This window comes from Paenibacillus rhizosphaerae (genome assembly GCF_014192015.1).
GTDB classification, from domain to species: domain Bacteria; phylum Bacillota; class Bacilli; order Paenibacillales; family Paenibacillaceae; genus Paenibacillus_AQ; species Paenibacillus_AQ rhizosphaerae.
On sequence record NZ_JACHXJ010000001.1, the window covers coordinates 125,033 to 149,454 of the forward strand.

Annotated in this window: 18 protein-coding genes and 1 pseudogene; 15 read left to right on the forward strand and 4 right to left on the reverse strand. The window is 49.9% G+C overall.

Annotated elements, in window-relative coordinates:
• Window positions 1–279: 279 nt before the first annotated feature.
• Window positions 280–1,692, forward strand: a complete 1,413-nt coding sequence (gene pdxR / locus FHS19_RS00485) for a MocR-like pyridoxine biosynthesis transcription factor PdxR (RefSeq protein WP_183577126.1) — start codon at window positions 280–282, stop codon at window positions 1,690–1,692.
• 79 nt (window positions 1,693–1,771) lie between these two features.
• Here the strand turns inward: pdxR and FHS19_RS00490 are convergent, their stop codons facing one another.
• Complete coding sequence (locus FHS19_RS00490) at window positions 1,772–2,410, reverse strand: FMN-dependent NADH-azoreductase (protein ID WP_183577129.1); 639 nt, start codon at window positions 2,408–2,410, stop codon at window positions 1,772–1,774.
• 1,038 nt (window positions 2,411–3,448) lie between these two features.
• On the opposite strand from FHS19_RS00490, the gene trxB reads away from it, so the two are divergent.
• The 5 genes from trxB (at window position 3,449) to FHS19_RS00515 (ending at window position 7,426) form a co-directional block, all read left to right on the forward strand.
• Window positions 3,449–4,390, forward strand: a complete 942-nt coding sequence (trxB, locus tag FHS19_RS00495; protein WP_105446304.1) for a thioredoxin-disulfide reductase — start codon at window positions 3,449–3,451, stop codon at window positions 4,388–4,390.
• A gap of 32 nt (window positions 4,391–4,422) precedes the next feature.
• Window positions 4,423–4,734 carry a thioredoxin gene (gene trxA, locus FHS19_RS00500; RefSeq protein ID WP_183577132.1) on the forward strand — a complete coding sequence of 104 codons (312 nt, stop codon included), beginning with the start codon at window positions 4,423–4,425 and terminating at the stop codon, window positions 4,732–4,734.
• A gap of 185 nt (window positions 4,735–4,919) precedes the next feature.
• The gene (locus FHS19_RS00505) at window positions 4,920–5,528 is read left to right on the forward strand and encodes a thioredoxin family protein (protein ID WP_183577135.1); all 609 of its coding nucleotides are present in this window, start codon (window positions 4,920–4,922) and stop codon (window positions 5,526–5,528) included.
• 190 nt (window positions 5,529–5,718) lie between these two features.
• Window positions 5,719–6,459, forward strand: a complete 741-nt coding sequence (locus FHS19_RS00510; RefSeq protein WP_183577138.1) for an SDR family NAD(P)-dependent oxidoreductase — start codon at window positions 5,719–5,721, stop codon at window positions 6,457–6,459.
• Between the two features lie 346 nt (window positions 6,460–6,805).
• Window positions 6,806–7,426: an NAD(P)-dependent oxidoreductase gene (locus FHS19_RS00515; protein ID WP_183577141.1), complete on the forward strand. Its 621-nt coding sequence runs from the start codon at window positions 6,806–6,808 to the stop codon at window positions 7,424–7,426.
• A gap of 106 nt (window positions 7,427–7,532) precedes the next feature.
• On the opposite strand, the gene FHS19_RS00520 is transcribed toward FHS19_RS00515, so the two are convergent.
• The 3 genes from FHS19_RS00520 to FHS19_RS00530 form a co-directional block, all read right to left on the reverse strand.
• Entirely contained in the window at window positions 7,533–8,615 is a 1,083-nt protein-coding gene (locus FHS19_RS00520; protein WP_183577144.1) for a lactonase family protein, read from the reverse strand.
• A gap of 825 nt (window positions 8,616–9,440) precedes the next feature.
• Complete coding sequence (locus FHS19_RS00525; protein WP_183577146.1) at window positions 9,441–10,139, reverse strand: response regulator; 699 nt, start codon at window positions 10,137–10,139, stop codon at window positions 9,441–9,443.
• Window positions 10,132–11,685, reverse strand: coding sequence for a DUF4118 domain-containing protein (locus FHS19_RS00530; RefSeq protein WP_183577149.1), 1,554 nt, complete (start codon window positions 11,683–11,685; stop codon window positions 10,132–10,134). Before FHS19_RS00530 ends, FHS19_RS00525 begins: the two co-directional genes overlap by 8 nt.
• Before the next feature lie 696 nt (window positions 11,686–12,381).
• Here FHS19_RS00530 and FHS19_RS35595 point away from each other — a divergent pair.
• The 9 genes and pseudogenes from FHS19_RS35595 to FHS19_RS00570 all read left to right on the forward strand — a co-directional run bounded on the left by FHS19_RS35595 (window position 12,382) and on the right by FHS19_RS00570 (window position 24,411).
• Complete coding sequence (locus FHS19_RS35595; RefSeq protein WP_183577151.1) at window positions 12,382–12,501, forward strand: potassium-transporting ATPase subunit F; 120 nt, start codon at window positions 12,382–12,384, stop codon at window positions 12,499–12,501.
• A gap of 30 nt (window positions 12,502–12,531) precedes the next feature.
• Window positions 12,532–14,214 (forward strand): potassium-transporting ATPase subunit KdpA, encoded by a 1,683-nt coding sequence (kdpA, locus tag FHS19_RS00540; protein WP_183577154.1) that lies wholly within the window; start codon window positions 12,532–12,534, stop codon window positions 14,212–14,214.
• Between the two features lie 25 nt (window positions 14,215–14,239).
• Complete coding sequence (gene kdpB, locus FHS19_RS00545) at window positions 14,240–16,273, forward strand: potassium-transporting ATPase subunit KdpB (RefSeq protein ID WP_183577158.1); 2,034 nt, start codon at window positions 14,240–14,242, stop codon at window positions 16,271–16,273.
• Between the two features lie 149 nt (window positions 16,274–16,422).
• Complete coding sequence (gene kdpC, locus FHS19_RS00550) at window positions 16,423–17,037, forward strand: potassium-transporting ATPase subunit KdpC (protein WP_183577162.1); 615 nt, start codon at window positions 16,423–16,425, stop codon at window positions 17,035–17,037.
• Window positions 17,038–17,112: 75 nt separating this feature from the next.
• Entirely contained in the window at window positions 17,113–19,446 is a 2,334-nt protein-coding gene (locus tag FHS19_RS00555; RefSeq protein WP_183577165.1) for a universal stress protein, read from the forward strand.
• Between the two features lie 292 nt (window positions 19,447–19,738).
• A pseudogene (locus FHS19_RS34715) lies at window positions 19,739–19,834 on the forward strand (GNAT family N-acetyltransferase); the annotation flags it as partial.
• Window positions 19,835–19,934: 100 nt separating this feature from the next.
• A complete protein-coding gene (locus FHS19_RS00560) occupies window positions 19,935–20,543 on the forward strand; it encodes a nucleotidyltransferase family protein (protein WP_183577168.1) in 609 nt (202 codons plus the stop codon).
• Window positions 20,544–21,013: 470 nt separating this feature from the next.
• Window positions 21,014–22,264, forward strand: coding sequence for an FAD-dependent oxidoreductase (locus FHS19_RS00565; protein ID WP_183577170.1), 1,251 nt, complete (start codon window positions 21,014–21,016; stop codon window positions 22,262–22,264).
• A 524-nt stretch (window positions 22,265–22,788) separates the two neighbouring features.
• The gene (locus FHS19_RS00570; protein WP_183577174.1) at window positions 22,789–24,411 is read left to right on the forward strand and encodes a response regulator transcription factor; all 1,623 of its coding nucleotides are present in this window, start codon (window positions 22,789–22,791) and stop codon (window positions 24,409–24,411) included.
• The last annotated feature ends 11 nt before the right edge of the window (window positions 24,412–24,422 follow it).

The window sequence follows — 24,422 nt, forward strand, 5'->3', positions numbered from 1 at the left end:
CGTAGACCTCAATACATAGATGCCATAAAGAGGGCGGGTATCAGAACCCAGTCGCCGCCTTCGACAGTATTCCCTGAGGCTGAGTTTGCTTCACTACTTCGGACGTCCCTCGTTCACGAGTCCGAATAGGACAAGGTTCGGAGGTTTCATCAGTTCATCTTCTATCCCAAGCTTTGTATTGGTAATTATTCATTTTAGCATGTAAAATTGGATTCAATCAGATCCACTTTTATTTGAAAATCAGCATACCACTTATTTTAAATGAAGGAGAATTGCATTATGCCTCCACGCACGCCTGCTACAGTTGAGACTAAAACCAAACAAATCTATTCCTTGCTGCGCGAACAGATATTTCAAGGTGTCTATGCAGCCGGTGTTAAACTACCATCGACGCGGGATTTGGCAAACGAATTCGGAGTATCACGTGCACTTATCGTGGACGTGTTTGAACAGCTAATCGCCGAAGGGTACTTGGAGGGCCGACAAGGCTCTGGGAGCTATGTCGTTGATCTTGGCGGAACCAAACGACAATTCTATTCTCAGCTTCAAGACATCGATTCTTCCGGTGAAGGGACTGTTGCGGAACCCCCGGCTCGCTTCCAAGGCATTGATTTTCGCCCAAGTTTTCCGGCTTTGGAACACATCCCTTTCAAGAAATGGAAAGAAACCGCTATTGCCGCATATACAAATACTCATTCAGGAGACTTTGGCTATGACGATGACCCTGCAGGCAATTGGCAACTTCGCACGAATATTTGTCAGGTTTTGCTGCATACCAAAGGGATTCGGTGTCTGCCTTCGCAGGTGATCATAACCGCCGGAGCGACTCAAGCCATAGCCATGCTGTCCAGGCTATTATTGAAACCGGGGGACGCAGTAGCCATAGAAGATCCTAACGCCACCTTTATTCAACATATTTTTGAATCGACAGGTGCTGATATTATCCCGGTTCCCGTAGATGAGCATGGTCTGCGCGTTGACGACCTGCCGACTCATCGGAGCCCCAAATGCGTGTTCGTCACTCCTTCACATCAATTTCCTTTAGGCAGCATTCTTTCCATTGGGCGGCGCATTCAGCTTATAGATTACGCCCGACAAACCGGATGTTATATTATCGAAGATGATTACGACAGCGAATTCCGGTATGCAGGAATGCCGGTACATGCCCTACGAGAGCTCGACTCGGAACGTATCGTCTATATCGGGACTTTCAGTAAAAACTTGTTTCCTGCATTGCGTATTGGTTATATGGTAGTTCCTCATGAGCTGCTAGATCCGCTTCTTCGTTTAAAAAAGCTGATAGATATGCACTGTCCGATCTTGCCGCAAATCACTTTGGCGAGATTTATCACCGAACGCCACCTGGAACACCACATCGCCCGTATGAAGCGTATTTACAGCAAAAGACGAAAATGCCTCATCGCGGGTTTGTCCAACATTTTCGGCAACAGAGTGAAAATATCCGGGGATGCGGCAGGCCTGCATTTGGTTGCGGAAATGGCCGAAAGCTTCTGCGGCTCCCAAGTAGTCGCTCAACTTGAGGAACTTCATATTAAAGTGTATCCAGCAGAAAGATACACCATTGTAAAAGGAAGGTACGAAAATCAACTTATTATGGGATTTGGTAATGTGGGAGAAATCAACATTTTAGAGGGAATCAAGGCGATTGCGAGTGTCTTAAGACAGTGTTAAGAAAGGCACTGCGAGACGTAAAAATGGGGAGCGGTTAACAAAAAAATCCCCTCGAGGGGGATTTTTCACGTCCGGTTCGTTACCAGGCCGCGGCAAGCTTGACGGCCTGTTCCATTGCTGCCCGGATGATCTCTTCCGCGCGCTCCGGCTGAAAATCATGGCCTTCAACGTACAGCGCTTGGATGTCACGAATCCCGACGATGCCGAGCACCTGGCGCAGATAGGGATGGCTGTGATCCATGGCCGCTGCCGGCCCTACGGAGTAAATCCCGCCGCTTGACTGAATGTGCAGCGCTTTTTTGTCGCGCAGCAGGCCGACCGGCACGCTTTCAGCGTAATAGAAGGTCTTGCCGACAATGACGAAGGCGTCGATGAATGCCTTGAGCCGAGGGGGAATGCCCCAATTCCACATGGGGGAGACGAACACGTATTTATCGGCGCGCATTGCCATCTCGGTAATGTCGTTAAGGGCATTAACTTTCTGCTGTTCCACGGGACTTAGTTCGGAAAAGTCCAGGCGTTCTTTTCTTAATTTCTCCCATGCCCGCACGACATCGCCGTCGACTGTCTGGAACGTTTCTTGGTAGACATCGAATACTCGCACGCTGTCGTCCGGATGAGCTTCCTGATAGGCTTGAAGAAACGCCCGTCCGACCTGCAGGCCGACCGAACGGTCCGGCGACTTGGGGGTAGCGGTAATATATAATAATTGCGTCAAGTTACTGCCTCCTAAATTTGTAATGTGAGCGGTAATCTTCGTAAGTGAGAGGAAGGAAGTGAAAATTTCCAGAGTGCGGCATCACGGCTTCAGGCCGAAGCGCGAACCGAAGTAACTCGTGATTACGCGGGCTCTCGACAGTGTCCCCGATTAATGGCCCGGATATTCCAGCTACTCGTCGTAAAAATACGTAAGAGTGCTCAACCATCTCATAGATAGCCGACTCTGGTAAAGAACCCTCGAGAATAATTGTATTCCTGTGCTGTTTAATAACCCTGTCGAACTTCATAGCAAACTCGTTATTGCTTCCCGATTCGTCCTGTCCGCTTTTATTCGGGTCTGGGGATCGCCAGAATTATCCGGTGTCTGACCGCTCGTTGCAATGGTCACATCATGACCTTCCACGATCATAAACGAACCAACCGGCTACGATAAACGCTCTTCCTCCCAAAACGAGCGAGTATCTATATCCGAATTCTCCTTTCACGTTTGCATTCCCACTTTTTAATGGGGGGAAATTTCTCCCGCCAGGAAAATAGATGCGGTTAATTGATAACCATTGTCCATAGCAGACTGTCCGGTTCTTGCAGATTATCATGCCAGCCGAATCGGCGTCTGTAATCTACTTTACATTGGTCTTCCCGTATTTCGTATTTTAAATATGGTAAAGAACTGTAAGCTACTTTACAGAACACCGCTTTTTTTGGATTTATAATCAAGACCGATGTAACCCGCGAAGCAGAAGGCCGTTATCACTTTCGGCCGCTCCGATGCATTCGGAAGCTCACCAGCCAGTCGCAGGCTGATCGCGTGCCCAATTGTAATCTGGTTTACAGATAAATAAAAGAATTGGTTAGTAAAATAAAACTAGGAATGAACGAAATTTGTATGAAGGGAGATGCTCGAAATGTATTAGCCTTATCTGGAAAAACACCACAGGTCATTGGAGTATTTCCCTCATACGTTTTGTTTCAAATCTATTTGTAAGCAAGTTACATGCTACGTGATATGGATGAAAACCGAGGAGGAGGTCTACCTATGCATTACAAAGCGATTATTATCGGTACAGGTCCGGCAGGTCTAACAGCGGCAATCTATCTGGCAAGAGCGAATGTTACTCCACTTGTCATTGAAGGAATTCAACCCGGTGGTCAATTGACGACAACAACGGAGGTCGATAACTTCCCCGGGTTCCCAGACGGGATTATGGGTCCCGAGCTTATGGATAACATGCGCAAGCAAGCACTGCGCTTCGGTGCTACGATTCAGTCTGGTCTGGTGACTGGAGTGGACATGTCCAATCGGCCGTTCACACTGTTCTTGGAGGACGGCAGTAAATTGACGGCTGATTCACTGATTATTTCGACAGGTGCATCGGCCAAGAAGCTGGGCATCCCTGGTGAAGCTGAGAATATTGGCAGAGGTGTCAGCACCTGTGCGACCTGCGACGGTTTCTTCTTCCGCAACAAGAGAATCATCGTGATTGGCGGTGGAGATACCGCGATGGAAGAGGCGAAATTCCTGACCCGTTTCGCGTCCGAAGTTCGCGTCGTGCATCGCCGTAATGAACTAAAGGCTTCGAAGATCATGCAAGATCACGCGCGCGGAAATGAGAAGATAGCTTGGAGCTTGAACCGGACACCGCTTGAAGTAACGGCTGGTCCGATGGGCGTAAGCGGACTGAAAGTGCGTAACAACGAAACGGGCGAAGAGGAACTGTTGGAAGCCGACGGGATTTTCCTGGCGATCGGCCACACGCCGAATACGGGCTTCTTGGGCGGGCAGCTGCCAACGGATGAGCTAGGTTACCTGCAAGTCATTTCGGGCACATCCCAAACCGCCATACCTGGCGTTTTCGCCTGCGGTGACGTGCAGGATCGCATTTATCGCCAAGCCATTACGTCGGCTGGCAGCGGCTGTATGGCTGCGCTGGATGCAGAACGGTTCTTGTCCGAGCAGACGCTTCATATTTTCGCATAACGAATCAAAAATTCCTTAGGGAGGCATATGCCATGTCAGTTCAACCGATAACCGATGCTATTTTCCAAAATGAGACCGCAGCGGGCACTGTGCTCGTCGATTTCTGGGCACCTTGGTGCGGACCTTGTAAAATCGTAGCTCCGATACTAGACGAACTGTCTACCGAGATCGGCGATAAAGCCAAAATCGTAAAAATCAACGTGGATGATAATCCGGAATCCGCGGCCAAGTACAACGTCATGAGCATTCCCACCCTGTTAATATTCAAAGACGGGCAAGTCGTGAACCAACTAGTCGGGGTGCAACCGAAAGTTCTATTGGAGGCTGCTATCAAGCAGGCCTGAGAGTCAGAAGATACACCTATTCACCATGATTAACTCAGCAGCACTTTGCTTTATTCCAAAGGAGGATCTGAAGAAGGAAGGATTGGGGGAATACCTTTACCTAATTGAAAATGATGCTTCGATGGAGGTTTATGAGGTCCGCATTCCGCAGTACCCCAAAAATAATGAGGAGGAAGCGTGAAGAAATGGGAGCACGATTGAACTTAAAACACAAAATCGGTCAAGGAATTCCACCTCAACAATTCATAGATGGCATGCAGAATCGGACGATGGAGACCAGTAATATCACGAATACCAAAGAGCGGTTCATTTCCGTTTACGAGAATTTCACATGGGCGCAAGAAGATCAGAAAGTATTTTTCACCACTTTAAACAATCCCTCCAGCCTCCACTGCTTGATTCTATGTACAGATTGGTGCCCGGACGTCATCTGGAACGTCCCCTTATTGTTTCGAGTGATGGAGCAGAGCGGTATTTCTACTGAAGTGTTGCTCATGGAAAAGCATTTGGAAACTATGGATCTCTTTCTCACGGATGGCGGGCGAAATCAGCCAATCGCGGTTTTCTTGAATGGGTCCGGAGATGTTCTTGGCAGATGGGGAGCTCGTCCGGCCTATATTCAGGACGTGATGGATCGGTTTAAAAAGAACAATCCAGATAAACAGGCAGCCGATTATAAGGAGAAACTGAACCAAACCTATCGGAAGATCGGCGATCTCTATCAAGTTAGCAACGAATATCAGGAAGTTATCCTTCGCGAATTAAGAGATTTGTTCACTACCTTTTCTTCGTGAATGTTCAATCGGTCTGGGCGTAGGGATGACCGGACAGCAGTCACTTCACCATTATTGATTGTTGTCCGTATCAAACCTGAAAGATTAGGCTACGCAGCAGCCCTTCATTAGTACAGGTTCTCGTCCTTTTTTTAAGATGAGTTCACGGCCAACACCGTAGGTTTTTATTTTATAAAGGAGCGTGCAGGAAATGAGTATCCGTGGCAAAGTTGTTATAATTACAGGTGGCAGCAGCGGGATTGGAAAAGCACTCGCCATTGAATTGGTCAAACAAGGAGCAAAGGTCGTTATAAACGGTCGCCGTGAACAAGCGCTGGCTGAAGCGGCAAGAGAAATTGATTCCACGAATACCCAAGTTGCCTATGTGGCTGGAGATATTTCGAATCCTGAGGTAGCGAAGCGATTGATCAGCGAAGGACTTACTCGTTTTGAGCGTATTGATACGCTTGTGAACAATGCGGGGATTTACTTGGGAAAACCATTTACAGACTACACAGCCGAGGAATTTGAAACGGTGCTGTCTACTAATGTGGCAGGCTTCTTCTATGTTACCCAGTATGCGGCGGCAGAAATGCTGAAGACAGGCGCTGGGCACATCATTAACATTACGGCAGGCGTCGCTGAACAGCCAATAAAAGCCGCACCTTCCGTGCTGGCTGCGCTGACGAAAGGCGGACTGACATCAGCAACCAAGTCGCTGGCGATTGAGTTTGCAGACAAGGGCATCCGCGTGAATGCTGTTGCGCCTGGAGTCATTAAGACGCCGATGCATCCGGTAGAAATCCATGATTTTTTGAGTAAACTACACCCAATGGGCCGCATGGGGGAGGTTCAAGAAATCGTCCACGCCATTCTTTATCTGGAATCAGCAGACTTCGTCACAGGTGAGGTTCTTCATGTCGATGGCGGTCAAAGTGCCGGCCATTGGTAAGAACGATTTGCAATCGATATGTTAAAATTTACGAGCGAGATGCTCATGCAATTGCGGATTTACGATGTGATTCCTGGCCGCATGCAGGCAATATTGAATCGCTTTCGGGATGGCACGATAAGAAAGCGGAACTTTCAAGCCTTCACGGAAAATCCACAATATATGAAGAATGCACCTTTCTTTCATCATTGATAACTAACTGAGTATAGATAATAAAGCTCGAAGGGTCCCAAGCTACTATGGTTCGTTACTTGGGACCTCTTCTTTAAGACTGAAAATGAGACCGCATCTCGAATAAGAAACGCTGAGAATACATGTAAGTTATTGGCTTTGGGAGGTTCTTTTTATGAATCTATTGGTTTTAGGTGCAACTGGACGAGTAGGGAGCCATATAGTTAAACATGCTCTTCATGACGGACATCATGTGACAGTATTAGTCCGTACCCCAGAGAAAATTCAAAATTTTAATAAAAATTTGACTATTTTAAAAGGTAATGTTCTAAATAAAGAAGATATTACACATGCAATAGACGGAAATGATGTGGTTATTAGCGCACTAAATACAGATGGTACAACAACTCTATCCGTTAGTATGCCACTAATCATCGAAGCAATGTATAACGCAGGTATACAACGTATCATAACCGTAGGAACGGCCGGTATTCTTCAAAGTGAGATCTCCTCTCCATTTTTAAGATATCAATCAAGTGAATCAAGACGCAAGTCAACCCGTGCGGCAGAAGAACATCATCAAGTATTTCATTTGCTAAAAAATTCGACTCTTAATTGGACAATCGTATGTCCAACCTTCTTGGAGAATAGAGAAAATATAGGGGAATATCGTGTGGAACGGGATATTTTACCAGAGGGTGGCATTAAAATATCTGTGTTGGATACAGCAGAATTCACCTACAATCAGATTAAAGATTGCAATTTCATAAGATCACGTGTAGGTATTGCTTACTAAACGGCAAATTTTATAAATGGATTTTAGAGATGCTTATAATGATTAACTTGTTGCGTTTGAAGTTTTGGACGGGCTACCGTCAAACAACGGTTTTAGACACGAACTTTTAATTTAACACAGCTAGGCCTTGTGATCCAAAATACTGAAAATAGGTCCACGCAGCAACCTGTAATGGGGCGAGACTGCCATCGTCATTGATTTGAAATACCGATACTGTACCCTGATTCCCGTTAAGTGTATAAAGATATCGTCCATCTTGACTGACTTCAATGTTCATAGGAAAACCGGTTGGTATTCCTGCCGGTGTACTGGTAACATGCCCGGCTACCGTTAAGGCACCACTGTTGCTAATTAGAAAGATGGTAATTGTACCGTTCAAGGTATTGGTAGCATAAGCAAAACGTTCATTCTTCGTTGTCGTCACCCAGCAAGTGGCCTTTTGCCCGGTCGGTACAGAGCCGCTAATGACTTGAAGGATCCCCTTTTCACTTAAGGTATAGGAAGAAAGCGAATTGGAACCCACTTCCGTAACTAAAAGCAGCCCTGATGAAAGGAAGTGAGAGCCAAACGGCATCTTACCATTAGATTCATTAATCATTGGTCCAGTAACTGTTCCGTTCTTATTAACATTGTATACACTGAGGCGATCTGTAGTAAGTTCAGGTATAACCATTTTACTGCCATCTGGAGTAAACAGTACTTGCGCAGGTTGGGCATTAATGGTGCTTAGCGAATGAGTAGATCCCGGAACAGGGGTAAGACGTCCGTCTTCCTCTATGTAAAACCCCGAAATATTCGAAGGAAATTGATTGGCGGGATCCCCCACATTGGAGACATAGAGGAGGTTACCAAATACGCCTATGCTATTGGGCTGGGCTCCTCCTGATGGTTTCACGTCCGCGAAGATAAGACGCCCATTTTCAGTTACCATAAAGCTGCTGATACTATGACTACCTGCATTGACCGCAAAAAGAAAACGACCATCACGGGACAAAGTTAGAGAGCCTTCCGAATGAAGAGGATCGATTCCATCGATTGTTGTTGCAGTCGAGACTTCCTTTGTACCGGTACCTTTTCCGTAGGTCGGATAGGAAGCCACAAAGGTGAGCAATCCATTCATGTCCCGGTTAAACGCCACGACCAGATTCATTTCGCTCGTATTGGTCATCATGTATACCATACTCGGCATTTAGCACACTCCTCCTGCATGTAACCAGATTATTATGGGTCAAGTTATGATCAATTGTCACAGAAATATATCGTTTTATATTATTCTGCGGATATGCCTTTGAGACCTCAAACCAAGCTCCGTCAGATAAGTTGATTAGAATGAACGTTAACAATGCTGAAGGAATACTTGGCAAAACAAGCAGACCGGTTGAAATCTGACTTCGAATCCCTCTCTTAAATTGAGAGAACCAAAGTAAGCTACGTAATAACCTTCAGTTTCTTCAGGAGAGGGGAGGGGCTATTTTGATAGATACTTCTTTCTTTATAAGGGGTACTTTTTAGATTAAGAAATGTCTCTACATGCTTTTTGCAACAGCAACAGCAAGAAAGATAACATTTTATTGTAAAGAATCTTAAAAATGTTTTTTAGAATACATATATGAAGTCGGGTACGCTAGAATATTTCGGTAAAGGATCAAACTTCAGAAGAAAGCTTGTTAATTTCGAGAATTAGGAATCGAGGAACGAAGCATGCGGAATTGCGGCGGATATCCGTTATACTCCATTAGCAAGAACCGACACGGATGAACTCTTTCGTTTTCATGTAAAATGGGCACCGGGATGTTCATCTGGATCTGCATACGGAGCGCTTCAAGGAAGCTGGCGAAATGCCGATTTAGATTTTGCAGTGTTCACCTGCATGTATAGGGAGAAACCAGGTGAAGAGCTTGAAACCTGGTGGTACGGACAATGGGAGCGAAAAAACATTGACTGGTGGTGGGAAGATTTGTTCCGTTACACCATCTTTTCTGGCATGGATTCAACAGGGGAGCGCGGAATACTGTCAATATTCCCGGGATTTAAAGCGGTAGCCGATCCCCGGCTCCGTGACGATAAATCTCGGCATAGTCGAGTCTTCCTCCAGTTTTTTGCGCAGATGTCCGATATATATCCGCAAATAATGGCTGTCGGACTCGTTGTGCTGGCTGCCCCACACCTGCTGAAGGAGCTGCCGCTGCGTCACGACTTTCCCAGCGTTGGAGGCCAGTATTTTTAGCAGATCGTATTCCGTCGGTGTCAGCCTGACCCGTTCGCCGTTCAATTCCACGATTCGCTGTGCCAGATTGATCGTGAGCCCGTCGAATTGGAGGACGGGCTCGTTTGTTGATTTGGCCGCATGCCGCAGGGCCACGTTAATTCGGGCGACGAGTTCACCCATGAAGAACGGCTTCGTCACATAATCATCTGCGCCACCGTCCAGCGCTGCGATTTTATCTTCCTCCCTGTCCTTGACAGTTAATACGATAATCGGGGCGCTAGACCAGTCCCTAATCCGGCCGAGCACTTCCATCCCTGATATGTCGGGCAGCCCGAGATCGAGCACAATCAAGTCTGGCTGCGACATCATAGCCTGCAGCACTCCCTCCTCTCCCGTTGACGCTTCGTGGATCGTAAAGCGATGAGCCTGCAGAGTCACCTTCAGAAGCTTGCGGATCTGGGGCTCGTCGTCGACAATCAATATGCGTGCTCCTTGCTCACTCATAGCCGTCACTCTCCTTTTCTATATCCTGCGGCACGGCGCTCTCGTCAACGGGAAGGGTGATCGCTATTACGCTTCCTTTCGGAACGTTGGGACTTGCGATGATCGTACCCCCGTGAAGCTCGGCGATCCCTTTGCAGATCGCCAGTCCTAATCCCGTACCGGTAAACTGCCTGGCCACGTCGGAACGATAAAATTTTTCGAAAATGCGGTCGTAATCCTCTTCGGCCAGCCCGATCCCTTCGTCGGCGACGGAGATGACGAGCTTGTCTTCCGCGGGGGTGACAGCAATGATGATCTCGCTTCGGTCCGGACTGTATTTAATCGCATTGCTGATCACGTTGACTAACAGTTGCTCCAGCAGTACCTCGTCGCCTCGCACCATCGGGACGGACTCTGGAATCCGCACCTTCATCCTGCGATGCTCCTGAAAAGCCTTGACCTGCGACAGCGCGACGCCGATCAAGTCTTCCACGTCACACCAATTTTTCTTCAGCCGGAGCATACCGCTCTCCACCCGAACCATGCTAAGAAGGTTCGCCACCAGCCGGTTCATGCGGAGGGCACCATCCCGAATGTTCAACAGAAGCTCCATGCGGTCCTCGGCAGAGAATAGCAGGTCACCTTCGATGAGGCTTGTCGCCGAGCCGATAATAGCCGCGAGCGGCGTGCGCAGCTCATGGGAGACCGAATCGAGAATGGCGGTGCGCAACCGTTCAGATTCGGCTGTCAAATGGGCAATCTTGGCTTCCTCCGCCAGCTTCACGCGAGCGATTGCACTTGCCGTCAGCCCTGCGAGCGCCTCAAGCAGGCGCCGCTGTTCAGTGGAGATTCCACCCTTACGCTCCTTGAGATTGATCGCCAGAACGCCGTATATCCGGTCTTCTGTCCGAAGCGGAAGGTAGTAACCCGGCGAGTCCCTTAACGTATTCGTACCGTTGCCGGCTTCTTCGCCATGCTCAAACACGAGCGAAGCGATGACCTGCTCCATATTGCCCTGTCCCCACTCCCCGGGGGCGGCTGAGCCGTGGGTCTGTGCTAGTTTGTTCCGGTCATCCGGCATATAGATTGCGATGTTCGTGCCGATCGTTTTCTCGACTTGAAGGGCAACATTATCCAACAGAGAATGAATATCCGTAATGGCGCTCATCTGCCGGCTGAGTGCATAGAGCGCAGCGGTGTGCGTTTCCCTCTGCCTAGAATAGGCGAGCTGCTGCTTCAGCCTTGCCGCCAAACTGGCGGTCAATGCGGCTACCGCCAAATAGACGCCGAACGAAATCAGATAACTCAAATCTTTGACCGTAAAGCTAAGCGTCGGGGGAACGAAGAAAAAATCGAACGCGAGTATGCTCAGAACCGCCGCGTAAAAGGCTGGACCCAGCCCCCAGTATACGGCGCTCAGCAGTACAGGAAACAAATAAATCAGCGCGATATTGACCAAATCGAAGGCAAACTCGAGGGGTTGCAGCACCATCGTCATGAGCGCGACCAGCAGTGTAATCCCCGCGTAAGATCGGTATGTCAACCATAAAGAGTGCAGTCTATGCACAGCCCCTCACTTCCCGCCCTTTTTTTCGTGCTTCCTACATTATAGGTTAAGGCCATCGGATTTTGTAAAATACCAAGCCTATTTTCCGTAAAAAAGAGATAAAATAAACCGCCAACAGGTGTAAAAATAGTATAAAAAAGTGCAAAAGTACTTATAAACGCGAGTATTTGAAAGGAAATTGAAGATAGGATACCAAGAGTACGCCTTTCCAATCGAAGTATTCGTAATTTAGCCGGATATACGGCTCGGGCCGCTTTACACCGTTTTTAAACGTGAGTAACATACGGTCCATAACTGGAGCCGCTTACCGGTTCTGAATTCGCCTAGTTCATAGAGAGGATGATCGACGGAACAACAAAGCAGAGGAACGATTTGTAAAGCACATTGGTTTCGTGGGCTCTCGTCCGCAATTTTAACGAACTTGGAACAATCAGGAATAGAGCATGCGGTCAATGTGGATACTATCGAGCACGGGCTATATAGCTTACCTGCAAAGCTCAGGGCTGATTATATCATTCACTCGAGAGGCATTAACCACTTCTTACTAAATCGCCTTTTACTCCACAAAAAACTAAAGACCATGCTTAATGAGCGTGTTTTCTCAGAAAATACTTGAGGAGGATGGACTGTGCTTGATCTGTATATGGTTCTATTGCTTGCCTTAACATTCACAGCATTTTACGGCTTTATGGCCTGGTGCGACCGGACAATCGAAGATCCGGCGGGAGGGGATCGTCATTGATTATCGTAGCTATTTTTGCTTTGCTCGTATTTTTGTATCTGGTCTTTGCCTTGATTAATCCCGAAAAATTTTAAGCCGTCAAGTGATTTGAAGGAGGAAGTTCGATGGGCGTTCTGCAAATCGTAATTGTCCTTGCGGTAGTGATGTTGCTGGTCAAGCCGCTGGGAACTTACGTCTATCATGTGTTTTCCAATGAACCGAACCGGACCGACCGCATCTTTGGTTGGCTGGAGCGTCTCATCTATTCATTAATCGGATTGAAGCAGCGGGCTGGCATGACGTGGAAAAGATATGTCCTTAGCTTCCTGCTGACCAATATTATATTCGTGGCAATCGGCTATCTGCTGCTACGGATTCAAAGTGTGCTGCCGTTGAACCCGAACGATATCGGTAACATGGAGCAGACGCTGTCGTTCAATACGATTATAAGCTTCATGACGAATACGAATCTGCAGCATTACAGCGGCGAATCGGGACTCACCTATTTCACTCAGATGGCCGTCATTATGATGATGATGTTCACTTCGGCCGCAACCGGATTTTCGGTAGTCATTGCCTTTATCCGCGGTCTTATGAGTAAAGGGCAGACGCTCGGTAATTTCTTCGAGGATTTCGTCAAGTCACATACACGTATCTTGTTCCCGGCGGCCATTTTGGTGACTTTGTTGCTGGTGGCATTGCAGGTGCCGCAGACATTTGACCCGACGATAACAGTTACGACGCTCGAAGGGGCGATGCAAAAGATCGCCGTCGGGCCGGTGGCGTCACTGGAATCGATTAAGCATTTGGGAACCAACGGCGGCGGCTTTTTCGGTGTCAACTCAGCGCATCCGTTCGAGAATCCGAGTGCACTGACAAATATCGTCGAAATGTTGTCGATGTGGCTGATACCCGCTTGTCTGCCTTACGTATACGGACGTTTCGCGAAGAACAGCAAGCAGGGCTGGGTCGTCTTCAGTGCGATGATGACACTGTTCATCGTGTTTCTCTGCGTCATCTATACGTCGGAGATGAACGGCAACCCTCAGATTACAGCGATGGGCATCGACACGTCTCAAGGCAACATGGAGGGGAAGGAGGTTCGCTTAGGGGTCGCTCAATCCGCACTCTTCTCTACGGTGACAACGGCGGCAACAACCGGCTCGGTCGACAATATGCATGACACGTTGACACCGCTCGGCGGGATGGTACCTCTGGCTCAGATGATGCTGAACGTCGTCTTTGGTGGGGAAGGCGTTGGGCTGGTTAACATGCTGATGTATGCGATACTCGGTGTGTTCCTGTGCGGCCTGATGGTCGGGAGAACGCCGGAATTCCTCGGGCGCAAGATCGAGCCGAAAGAGATGAAGCTGATCGCCGTAGCGATTCTGATGCATCCACTCATTATATTAGCGCCAACGGCCATCGCGTTCTTGACCGATCTCGGCAAAGGCTCAATCACTAACCCCGGCTTCCACGGCGTCAGCCAGGTGCTGTACGAATATACGTCGTCCGCGGCCAATAACGGTTCGGGCTTCGAGGGACTGGCCGATAATACGCCGTTCTGGAACATTACGACCGGGCTTGTCATGCTGCTCGGACGTTACATCTCGATCATCGCGATGATGGCCGTGGCCGGATCGCTCGTCCGCAAGCGACTGGTGCCTGAGACGATCGGCACATTTCGGACCGACAACGTGCTGTTTTATGGAATCCTGATCGGAACCGTGCTCATTATTGGCGCGTTGACGTTCCTTCCGACGATCGTCCTGGGTCCGGTTGCCGAGCATCTAACACTGGGATCATAAAGAGAGGACCAGAGGTGATAAATATATGAGATCTGGGCGAAAAAAATCGATGCTGACCACGGGGATCATGAGAGACGCGATCAAGGAAAGCTTCGTCAAATTAAACCCGATGACGATGATAAAAAATCCGGTGATGTTTGTCGTAGAGGTCGGTACCTTCGTCGTGTTGCTGATGACGATCTTTCCTGGTTACTTCAATACAAGAGACGAAATCGGCTTCAATATAACGGTGTTCCTTATTCTGCTGTTTACCGTACTGTTCGCCAACTTCGCCGAGGCTCTGGCTGAAGGCCGAGGAAAGGCACAAGCCGATACGCTGAAGAAAACGAAAAAGGAAATCACGGCAAACAAGGTAGTCGCCGGCGGGATTAAAGCGGTGCCGTCCGCCGAACTGCGAAAGGGCGACGTCGTCATTGTCTCGCAGGGCGAGATGATTCCCGGCGATGGCGAAGTGATCGAAGGCATCGCCTCAGTTGACGAATCTGCTATTACTGGTGAATCTGCGCCGGTCATCAAGGAGGCTGGCGGTGACTTCAATTCCGTCACCGGGGGCACACGAGTCGTCAGCGACAGCATTCGTGTCCGAATTGCTGCCGATCCCGGCGAGTCGTTCATCGATCGGATGATCAACTTGGTTGAAGGCGCTAAGCGCCAGAAAACGCCAAACGAGCTGGCGCTGAATACGCTGCTCATCACCTTGACGATCATTTTCCTCATCGTGGTCGTAACGCTCGAACCTATTGCAAGCTATCTTGGCATCGAACTGCAGATCCCTGTCTTGATTGCTCTACTCGTCTGCCTCATTCCGACGACGATCGGCGGTCTGCTGTCCGCCATCGGCATTGCCGGCATGGACCGGGTGACCCAGTTCAACGTGCTGGCGATGTCCGGTAAAGCGGTCGAAGCGGCAGGCGATATCAACACGATGATTCTCGACAAGACCGGTACGATTACGTTCGGCAACCGGATGGCCAGCGAATTCGTCCCTGTGGGCGGTGAAAGCCTGGAAACGCTTGGTGAATGGGCGGCTGTCAGCTCCGTGAGCGACGAGACGCCGGAGGGGCGTTCCGTACTGGAACTGATGAAAACCAAGTCGCTCCGTTACGATGAATCGGTGTCCGAAGGCGGCGAGTTTGTCGAATTCAAGGCCGATACGCGAATGAGCGGCGTCGACCTGAAGGACGGACGCAAAGTGCGCAAGGGCGCGGTTGATGCGGTCAAGAAATGGGTGTCTGCGCAGGGCGGCCGGGTACCCGGTGATCTAGACTCAAACAGCGACAAAATCGCCCGGGATGGCGGCACGCCGCTTGCGGTCGCCGTGGATAACCGAATTCTCGGGTTGATATATTTGAAGGATACGGTCAAGCCCGGTATGCGTGAGCGGTTCGAACAGCTTCGCCAAATGGGCATTAAAACCATTATGTGTACTGGTGATAATCCGCTGACGGCGGCCACGATTGCCCGAGAGGCGGGAGTGGATGATTTCATCGCGGAGAGCAAACCTGAGGATAAAATTGCAGTCATCCGCCGCGAGCAGGCCGAAGGCAAGCTCGTCGCCATGACCGGCGACGGTACGAATGATGCGCCCGCGCTGGCGCAAGCGGACGTGGGCCTGGCGATGAACAGCGGCACGACGGCAGCCAAGGAAGCCGCCAATATGGTCGATCTCGATTCCGATCCGTCGAAGATCATCGAGGTCGTCTCCATCGGCAAGCAGCTGCTTATGACACGCGGCGCGTTAACAACCTTCAGTATCGCCAACGATATCGCCAAATACTTTGCAATTATTCCGGCCATGTTCACGCTGGCGATTCCGCAGATGCAAGTGCTCAACATTATGAGGCTGGGCACGCCGATGTCGGCGATTCTGTCGGCTCTGATCTTTAACGCCATCATTATCCCGCTGCTCATCCCACTGGCGATGAGAGGCGTCTCCTACAAGCCGATGAGCGCGTCGAAGCTGCTTGCCCGCAACATCGTATTATATGGGATCGGCGGGGTCATTGTGCCGTTTGTCGGCATCAAGCTGATCGACCTGATCGTTCATATCTGGGTGTAGATGAGTAACGGAGAACAGGCATTGCTTCTCCAGAGTCTAATGCCGTCCTACACTTTGGTCAGCTTAAATATTAGACTATTTTGCTCTATGGTGTATCCGAACGACTGCGATCGTTCATTATCCAAACCGAACGGAAAGAAGGACATCACATGGATCAATCGTCGAAAATGCCAAGAGATACGGCGGGCACCGGCTCCTATGCCTGGATCGCCGTGCGGGCTGCCGTTTTGTTTATCATCCTGTGCGGCATCGCCTATCCTCTACTATGCACGGGGCTTGCTCAGCTGTTCATGCCGGGAAATGCGAACGGCAGCCTGATCAAGGACTCATCCGGGAAAGTCGTCGGATCGGAGCTAATCGGGCAGCACTTCACCGATCAGAAATATTTTCAAAGCCGCGTATCGAGCATCGAATACAAGGCGGAGGCGTCGGGTTCGAACAACTATGCGCCGTCCAACCCGGACATGCTGAAGCGGACCCAGGAATCCATCAAAGCCTGGAAGGAGGCGAACCCGGACGTGTCGATTACCGATCTGCCGGTCGCACTGGTCACCAACTCCGGATCCGGTCTGGATCCGCATATTACGCCGGAATCGGCAGCCGTACAAATTCCGCGTATCAGCAAGCTGACCGGCATTGATCCGAACACGCTGCAACAACTGGTCGATAAGCATACGGCCGGACGCGACCTGGGCGTCTTCGGTGAGCCGCGGGTTAACGTGCTTGAGCTGAACATCGACTTGAAGTCGTTGATGACGAAATAATAGTTGAAAGCGAAATCCCCTTCCGTCCTTCGGGCGATGGGGATTTCACGCGTTAACAAGAAAGAAGGGGAACTGATGAAGGAGTTTCGCCGCAAGACGCCGGAGGAGCTGCTGCATTCTATCATGAAGGTGCATTTAGGGCGCCTGAAAATCTATATCGGCTCGGTCAGCGGAACGGGGAAAACGTATCATATGCTGCGGGAGGGACATACGCTGAAGGATCGGGGCATCGACGTCGTCATTTGCGCCGTATCCACGATGCAGCGCCCCGAGACGATCCGTCAGGTCGGCGATCTGGAGCGGGTTCCGAGTATTCATTGGTACAAGGACGGCGTCGAGCGCAAGGATCTCAATCTGGACGCCCTAATCGCTCGCAATCCGGAGGTCGTGTTGGTCGACGGGCTTGCCCATCGCAATCGCGACGGCGCTCGTTTTCCAACGCGCTTCGAGGATATCCGCTTTCTGCTCGGTCATGGGATCAGCGTCATCACGACAGTCAACGTCTACGAGCTGGAGGGCATGACGGAGCTGGCCCAGAAACTGACGGGCATCGAGGTGGAGGAAACGGCGCCGGCGAATACGCTTGAGCTGGCCGATGAGGTGCGGCTGATCGATGTGACCCCGGAAACAATATTGGAGCGGCTGTCGAACGGCCATTTTCGCCATGGCAATCTGGACCTCTTCGAGCGCGGCAATCTGGCCAAGCTGCGCGAGCTGGCGCTACGCCTCGTCGCCGACGGCGTCAATGATTCCCTGGAGAAGCATCGCGAGGAGATGGGACTTCTGGGGCCTTCGGGGGCGGCGGAGCGAATTCTCGTCTCGACGCAGTATCATTGGAACGGGTCGATCTACGTCCGCCGCGGCCAGCAGATCGCCAAGCGCCTGAGCGGAGATTTGAGAGTCGTGTCGTTTGTCCCTTCAAAAAAACGGCTGTCGAAGGAGGCTGCGGCGTTCAAGCGGTCGATCATGCAACTCGTCGACAAGGTGGATGGCGTTTTCGAGGAAATTGCTATCTCGTCCCGTAGGGTACTGCCTCGTAAGCTGGCGGGCTACGCCGCCCGGCATAACGTTACGCGGATCGTCATGGGCCATTCCAGGCAGAGCCGTTGGCAGGATTTATGGAAGGGCTCAGTCGTTAACGGGCTGGTCAAGCGAATTCAAAATACCGATCTGTTCCTTGTAGCCGACAGGGCGATCGAGGAAGGGGAGCGAATATTGCCGACACGCAGCCGCCGGAGCGACGAGTCGGATCCTTACCGGCGGTTGAGCGATACGGATCTCGAGAAGAAAATCGAGCGAATCCGGCGGGGCAAATGTAAGGTCTACATCGGGGCTGCGCCTGGCGTCGGCAAAACGTACACCATGCTGCGTGAAGGGAACGATCTTCTGAAGAAGGGTATCGACGTCGTTATCGGGCTGCTGGAAACGCACGGCAGGCAGGAAACGCTTGCCCAGGTCGGGGAACTGGAGACAATCCCTCGCCTCGTGACGAACTACGGGGGGACCAAGCTGGAGGAAATGGACGTGGAGGCGATTTTGAAGCGGAATCCAGAGGTCGTGCTGGTCGATGAGCTGGCACATACCAATGTGCCGGGGAGCAAGCACAAGAAGCGGTACGAGGATGTGCAGGACATTTTAAATGCCGGCATATCCGTCATATCGACGATGAACGTGCAGCATCTGGAGAGTCTCAACGATGCCGTCGAGCAGATTACGGGTATCCGCGTACGGGAGACAGTGCCTGACAGCATGATGCGCGCGGCAGACGAAGTGCAGCTGATCGACGTAGCTCCGGGGGCGCTGCAAGAGCGAATGAAGGAGGGGAAAATCTACGACCCCAGCAAAATTGATCAGGCGCTGGGTAATTTTTTTAAGCTGGGCAATCTGATTGCGTTGAGGGAGCTGGCATTACGGGAAATCGCTGACGATGTTGACGAGCGGCTGGAATCATGGGACAGGCGGGAAGCGCTTAGAGGCCCCTGGCGGCGGAAAGAAGTGATCTTCGTCGCAGTGACGACCAGCCCCAATGCGGAGCGTCTCATCCGCAGGGGCTTTCGCATCGCCTATCGGCTCAAGGCGGCCTGGTTCGTCACGTACGTGCACGAGAACGGTGACATTCCCGAGCAGGTGATGAAGCGTCTGGCTAAGCTGAAGGAGCTAACGAACAAATTGAGCGGCAATTTTGAGCTGCAGCGCGCCAGCCATCACAGGCAGTTTGCATCCAAGCTGATCGAAATGGCCGATAAATATGCGGCTACGCAGATGATTATCGGCCAATCCGCGCGGAGCTTCTGGACGAAGTTGCAGAAGGGCTCCGTTGTGAACGGCATTTTGCGTCATGCCCGTCATATGGATGTCCTGGTCGTGGCTGATTTTGATCCGAACGTTAAGGTAGGTGACGAAGAGTAAGCGCGGCAGTAAGGGAATAGCTGCAAAAACAAAAGAAGTGCATGAACGGGCATAAAGTTGGGAGCAGCAGATGGGGCTCCTTTTTCTTTTTATCCAGCCCCAAAAGCTGCTCCAGCATGGAACCATGCTCGGCTTCCATGTGATATGCCCTTTGCTATAATTCAAGTCTTTTTCTGATTCCCTAGTTTTCCATTTTTTTATTTACAATCCCTCCTCGGCAACCCAAGTGGATGAGAGATATGTGATGACGGAAGAAGAAAACGACAAGCTGATCAAGCAGTATTTTTCGCAAGGTATGAGGAGAGAAGGACATCTATTGGAAAACTATCTTTCAAAAGGAGAATGGGTTGACGAGTATCATTATTCAATACTACAGTCAGAATGGTAGACAAGAGAAGGCTCTCTCAAATGAATATATCAAATATTGAACAGGCTCTTATTGCATCAAATTTGTAATGGAGGACTTGATAAGAAAAGGGGTAATAAAGATGACAAGCCCTAATTTATTGGCTCGAAATAAAGACATCTCCAGCCAGATAAATTACCTTACGAAGATTATTACGTTGAATCCTCTTATAAACAATATTTTCTTAAAAGCACCAGACCTAAAGTTAACGGATTATTACATAGGCGCAGGATGTATTGCTCAAAGCATTTGGAACTATTCATGTGGATTTCCTGTTAATTACGGTATCCATGATATTGATTTTGTTTATTTCGATTCTGATCTATCATATGACAAGGAATGTGAGGTAATTGATAATATAAAAGGAATGTTTGGTGATCTTCCTATAAGCATTGATATAAAAAATCAAGCACGTGTCCATTTATGGTATGAGAAACATTTCGGGTATCCTATAAATTCCTATTCTTCACTTGAAGAAGCGATAAACTCTTGGCCGACAACTGCTACAGCTATCGGGATGCGAAAAAATGTTAATGGAGAGTGGAGAATTTATGCGCCATTCGGGTTAAATGATTTATTCTCTTTAATTGTAAGAGCAAATAAAACCCAAATAACAAAAGAGATTTATGAGAAAAAAGTGAGTAGATGGAAAGCAAATTGGCCAGCCCTTACGATAATTCCTTGGAATTAGCATTCCAGTAAAATGGCCCATCGTTCACTGAATCCCCTTTAAATAAACAGAAAACTGACATTACCAGTGGCCTTGTACCGACCATCAGACAACCATAGTGGATACTTTAATAAATATTTTTTAAGCATGTGCTCCTCCTAAAAAACCGCAACCGAATTGTTAACCTATCTTATTCCTCATTGTTTGATTCATACCTTTGAAATAAAGACAGATTTGATTATTAAACGTAACTGCTGGCGGAGTAAATAGGGCTAATTAGGCATGGGGTTACCGAGTGGAATAATCTTGGCAAGGCTTAAGGTATAACAGGTTTACCTCTTAATGAAGAAGGAATAAAACAAGCGATTGGATCTGAATAAAGTGGGATTGCACCAGAAAGAGTCGGATCGTCTTCTATGACCGTCAGGCAGGGGCCTATATAATGGGAATATTCAATGCACATAACTTAATCGGAAGGGAAGCTGAAACCGATGAATCGTTATTCATTCCAGAGAGAGGTTCGAATCTTCGACCGAGCTGACATTGTCATCGTAGGAGGCGGACCAGCTGGCGTGGCCGCGGCTATCGCAGCCGCGCGTTGTGGGAAAAAGGTCATTGTCCTGGAGCAATCCGGTCAGTTGGGCGGTATGGGCACCTTGGCGAATGTTAGTGTCTTCATGGGCATTGGCAACGTGACCGGCATCTATCGCGAGATCGTCTCTGAATTCATGCCGCGGCAGTCGGTTCCTGTTAATCACAAAGGCTCGATCTGGCCACAGTATAATCCGTTTCGTCTGCGGCATTTCTTAAATGAGAAGCTCGCGAAGGAAGGTGTGGAAGTGTTGTTCCACGTCAGCTTCGTCGGGGCCGTGATGGAGCAGGGCCGGGTCAAGGCCGTCGTCGCCAATTCGCGCGAAGGATTGATTGCCTTCGAAGCCGACGTTTTCATCGACTGTACGGGAGACGGGCGTGTCGCCATCGAGGCCGGCGCGGCGTATACGACTGGTCGGGAAGGCGACGGGATGACCCAGCCGATGACGCTTATGTTCATGATGCAAAACACAGGCCGTCCTGTCGAGCGTCAGCTGCCGGAAGGATGCTACCATTACGAGAACGTCGAGGACTTGCCGCAAGGAAGGCTCCTTTACTGGGAGGAGAACGAGCCCGGTAACCTGCTCGTCAACATGACGCGTGTCAAGGGAAACGGCACCATGGTAAGGGATATCAGCCAAGCTGAGCAGGAAGCGCTGCGGCAGGTATTCTCGGTTGCCGACTACTTGCAGCGGAACGGTTTCGAGCAGTATGTCATCTCGCATGTTCCGGGGCAGACCGGCGTCCGTGAGACGAATCAGATCGTCGGTCACTATACGCTGACAGAAGACGATCTGACGGCTGGCCAAAGGTTCGAGGATGTCGTGGCGCAGACGAATTACGAAATCGACATTCACAGCCCGGACGGGAAGTCGGGCACGGACGAGCGGAAGATCGATGGGTACGATATTCCGTATCGCTGCTTGATCCCTCACGGCGTGGAGGGACTGCTCGTTGCCGGGCGGGCCATCTCGGCCACGCACGTGGCGATGTCGTCGATGCGCGTACAAGCAACATGCTACGCGCTCGGTCAAGCGGCCGGGGTGGCGGCTTCAATCGCGACGAACCGCGGTGTACGGTTGATCGACGTGGATATTAACGAGCTGCACCGCGAGCTGGGTCGCCAGAACGTCGTCTTCCTGAAAGGTTGAAGCGTTCGTCGCATTATCAAGTAAGTAAGCCAAGACATGGCGGCAATGCTGCGATGTCTTGGCTTGTTTTTACAGGACTATAGCAGCTTTACCAAGGTCCAAGGACGCCAAAGATTTGGCTAAGCAATCAGACTTTCATTCACTCCATATCTGCGAGGGGAGCTCGTGCTGCATTTTGTGATTCCTATATAAACAGTAATATCTGACTAGAAACCGTAAGATTCCCCCTGTAGCTTGTTCCCAAAAGATTTTATAATAATAGATACATTATGCCGGGACGCGTAAGGAGGCTGCAGTGATCAAGCAGACATTTTGGCTGCCGGTGGTGAGCGCTGGAGCAAGTAAGTTACATCGAGACTAAAGTGCCAAGATGGGGTTTTCTTAAAGCGCTGGCGAAAGTAGAGCCGTCAGTATATTCTTTTGTTTTATGCTCAAACGGGTTCGCGCTTTGGTACAACGGCGAAGCCGTTTTTGTATTTGTGAGCTAACAATTCCATCATTTCACATAGAGGGAGGCGGGAATCATGTACAAAATGGTTATTATCGACGATGAGCCGACCGTCCGAAGTGGACTCAGCGATTACTTGGATTGGAGCGCCTACGGAATTGAGCTCTCCGGTACAGCGGACGACGGGGATACAGGGCTGGAGCTCATCGAGAGGGTGAAGCCAGACATCGTGCTGACGGATGTGATGATGCCGACGATGGACGGGATCAGTATGTCGCGGGAGATTGGCGAACGGCTGCCCGAGACGAAAATCGTTTTTATTAGCGGACACAGTGATGCGGACTTTTTGCGGTCGGCATTGCAGATTCATGCCGCTGATTATATTTTCAAACCGGTAAAAAGGAAAGAGTTACAAAAGGTAATCGAACGTGTCATGCAGGACTTGCAGACGAAAGAGAAGGAACGGCAATTGCTCATGGACATGCAAGTGAAGCTCATGCAGAGCATGCCACTGCTCCGGGAGAAGTTTCTAATGTCGCTTCTTCGGGACGTAGTCGGGAAACCGGAGGGACTGCGGGAGAAGCTGGCGTTCTTAAATCTGGAGTTGCCATTGGAATCACCGTATCTTGTTCTCGTGTTCACCATAGATGACTCGGAGGAAGTGCTTGGCGGCCGTTCGGAACAAGACAAGCAGTTACTTTCCTACTCGATTTTAAACGTCATTCAAGAATTGATCGATCATTACCTGAAGGGGTATGCTTTCGAGAATCGAACCGCGGAATATGTTGGACTGATATTTCTGGATGACCTGGCGGAGGACTCGGAAGCTTCGCTGCTCTTGCTGGCGGAGGCGATCCGCGATAATTTGCGGCTCTGGCTTAAGATCAGCGTAACGATTGGCATCGGCGAGCGAGCAGACAGCATTTCCGGACTGCCCGCTTCTTATCGGCATGCCCGAGAAGCTGCGGACCAGAAGTGGTATCTGGGCAAGAATCAAGTCATCACGATGGACAGTCTGGAAATCGGGGAGCCCGGTTCAAATCGATTTGACTCCGAGCAGAGCGATCGACTGCTGTCCGGCCTGAAGTCGGGAGACCGGGGGCGGCTGGAAATGGAATTGGAAAGCCTCTTCGAGCCGTTGAAGCAAATCCGCAAGAATGGCTTCAAGTATGCCCGGCATGTTGGATTGCAGCTGATCTCGCTCGCTGGCAGGGTGCTGCTTGACCTCAACCTGCTTACCCGTGAGAGGGAGGAGCGAGAGGAATGGGCGTTAGATCGGCTGCTTAAATTGGAGACGATGGTAGAGCTGAGAAGCTTCGTGACGAAGTACCTCTACGACATTTGTTCCTGTATACAGGAAAAGCGGAGCAGCAGCCGGTCGTCCAATGTGATCGAACGCATCCAGAAGTTTATCAACGAGCATTTTGCCAGAAACCTATCGCTCGCGGAGATTTCGGCCAGCGTCTACCTCAGCCAGACCTATGCCAGCCTACTGTTCAAGCAAGAGACCGATGAGACGATTTATGAGTATCTGATGAGGGTACGTATCGAGAAGGCAAAGGAGCTGCTTCGGGATCCCCGTGTCAAGTTTTACGAAGTGTGCGAGCTTGTCGGCTATACGGATCCAAGCTACTTCAGCAAACTTTTCAAAAAGATTACAGGGCTAACGCCAAGTGCATACCGGGATCAGCAATACTAAAGAGAACGGTT

Excerpts from the sequence above, each read along its gene's own strand:
- kdpB (WP_183577158.1), top strand. The coding sequence starts at position 14,240 with ATGAGATCTGGGCGAAAAAAATCGATGCTGACCACGGGGATCATGAGA.
- FHS19_RS00555 (WP_183577165.1), top strand. The coding sequence starts at position 17,113 with ATGAAGGAGTTTCGCCGCAAGACGCCGGAGGAGCTGCTGCATTCTATC.
- kdpA (WP_183577154.1), top strand. The coding sequence starts at position 12,532 with ATGGGCGTTCTGCAAATCGTAATTGTCCTTGCGGTAGTGATGTTGCTG.
- FHS19_RS00505 (WP_183577135.1), top strand. The coding sequence starts at position 4,920 with ATGGGAGCACGATTGAACTTAAAACACAAAATCGGTCAAGGAATTCCA.
- FHS19_RS00565 (WP_183577170.1), top strand. The coding sequence starts at position 21,014 with ATGAATCGTTATTCATTCCAGAGAGAGGTTCGAATCTTCGACCGAGCT.
- pdxR (WP_183577126.1), top strand. The coding sequence starts at position 280 with ATGCCTCCACGCACGCCTGCTACAGTTGAGACTAAAACCAAACAAATC.
- FHS19_RS00520 (WP_183577144.1), bottom strand. The coding sequence starts at position 8,615 with ATGCCGAGTATGGTATACATGATGACCAATACGAGCGAAATGAATCTG.
- FHS19_RS00525 (WP_183577146.1), bottom strand. The coding sequence starts at position 10,139 with ATGAGTGAGCAAGGAGCACGCATATTGATTGTCGACGACGAGCCCCAG.
- FHS19_RS00515 (WP_183577141.1), top strand. The coding sequence starts at position 6,806 with ATGAATCTATTGGTTTTAGGTGCAACTGGACGAGTAGGGAGCCATATA.
- FHS19_RS00560 (WP_183577168.1), top strand. The coding sequence starts at position 19,935 with ATGACAAGCCCTAATTTATTGGCTCGAAATAAAGACATCTCCAGCCAG.
- trxB (WP_105446304.1), top strand. The coding sequence starts at position 3,449 with ATGCATTACAAAGCGATTATTATCGGTACAGGTCCGGCAGGTCTAACA.
- trxA (WP_183577132.1), top strand. The coding sequence starts at position 4,423 with ATGTCAGTTCAACCGATAACCGATGCTATTTTCCAAAATGAGACCGCA.
- kdpC (WP_183577162.1), top strand. The coding sequence starts at position 16,423 with ATGGATCAATCGTCGAAAATGCCAAGAGATACGGCGGGCACCGGCTCC.
- FHS19_RS00570 (WP_183577174.1), top strand. The coding sequence starts at position 22,789 with ATGTACAAAATGGTTATTATCGACGATGAGCCGACCGTCCGAAGTGGA.
- FHS19_RS00510 (WP_183577138.1), top strand. The coding sequence starts at position 5,719 with ATGAGTATCCGTGGCAAAGTTGTTATAATTACAGGTGGCAGCAGCGGG.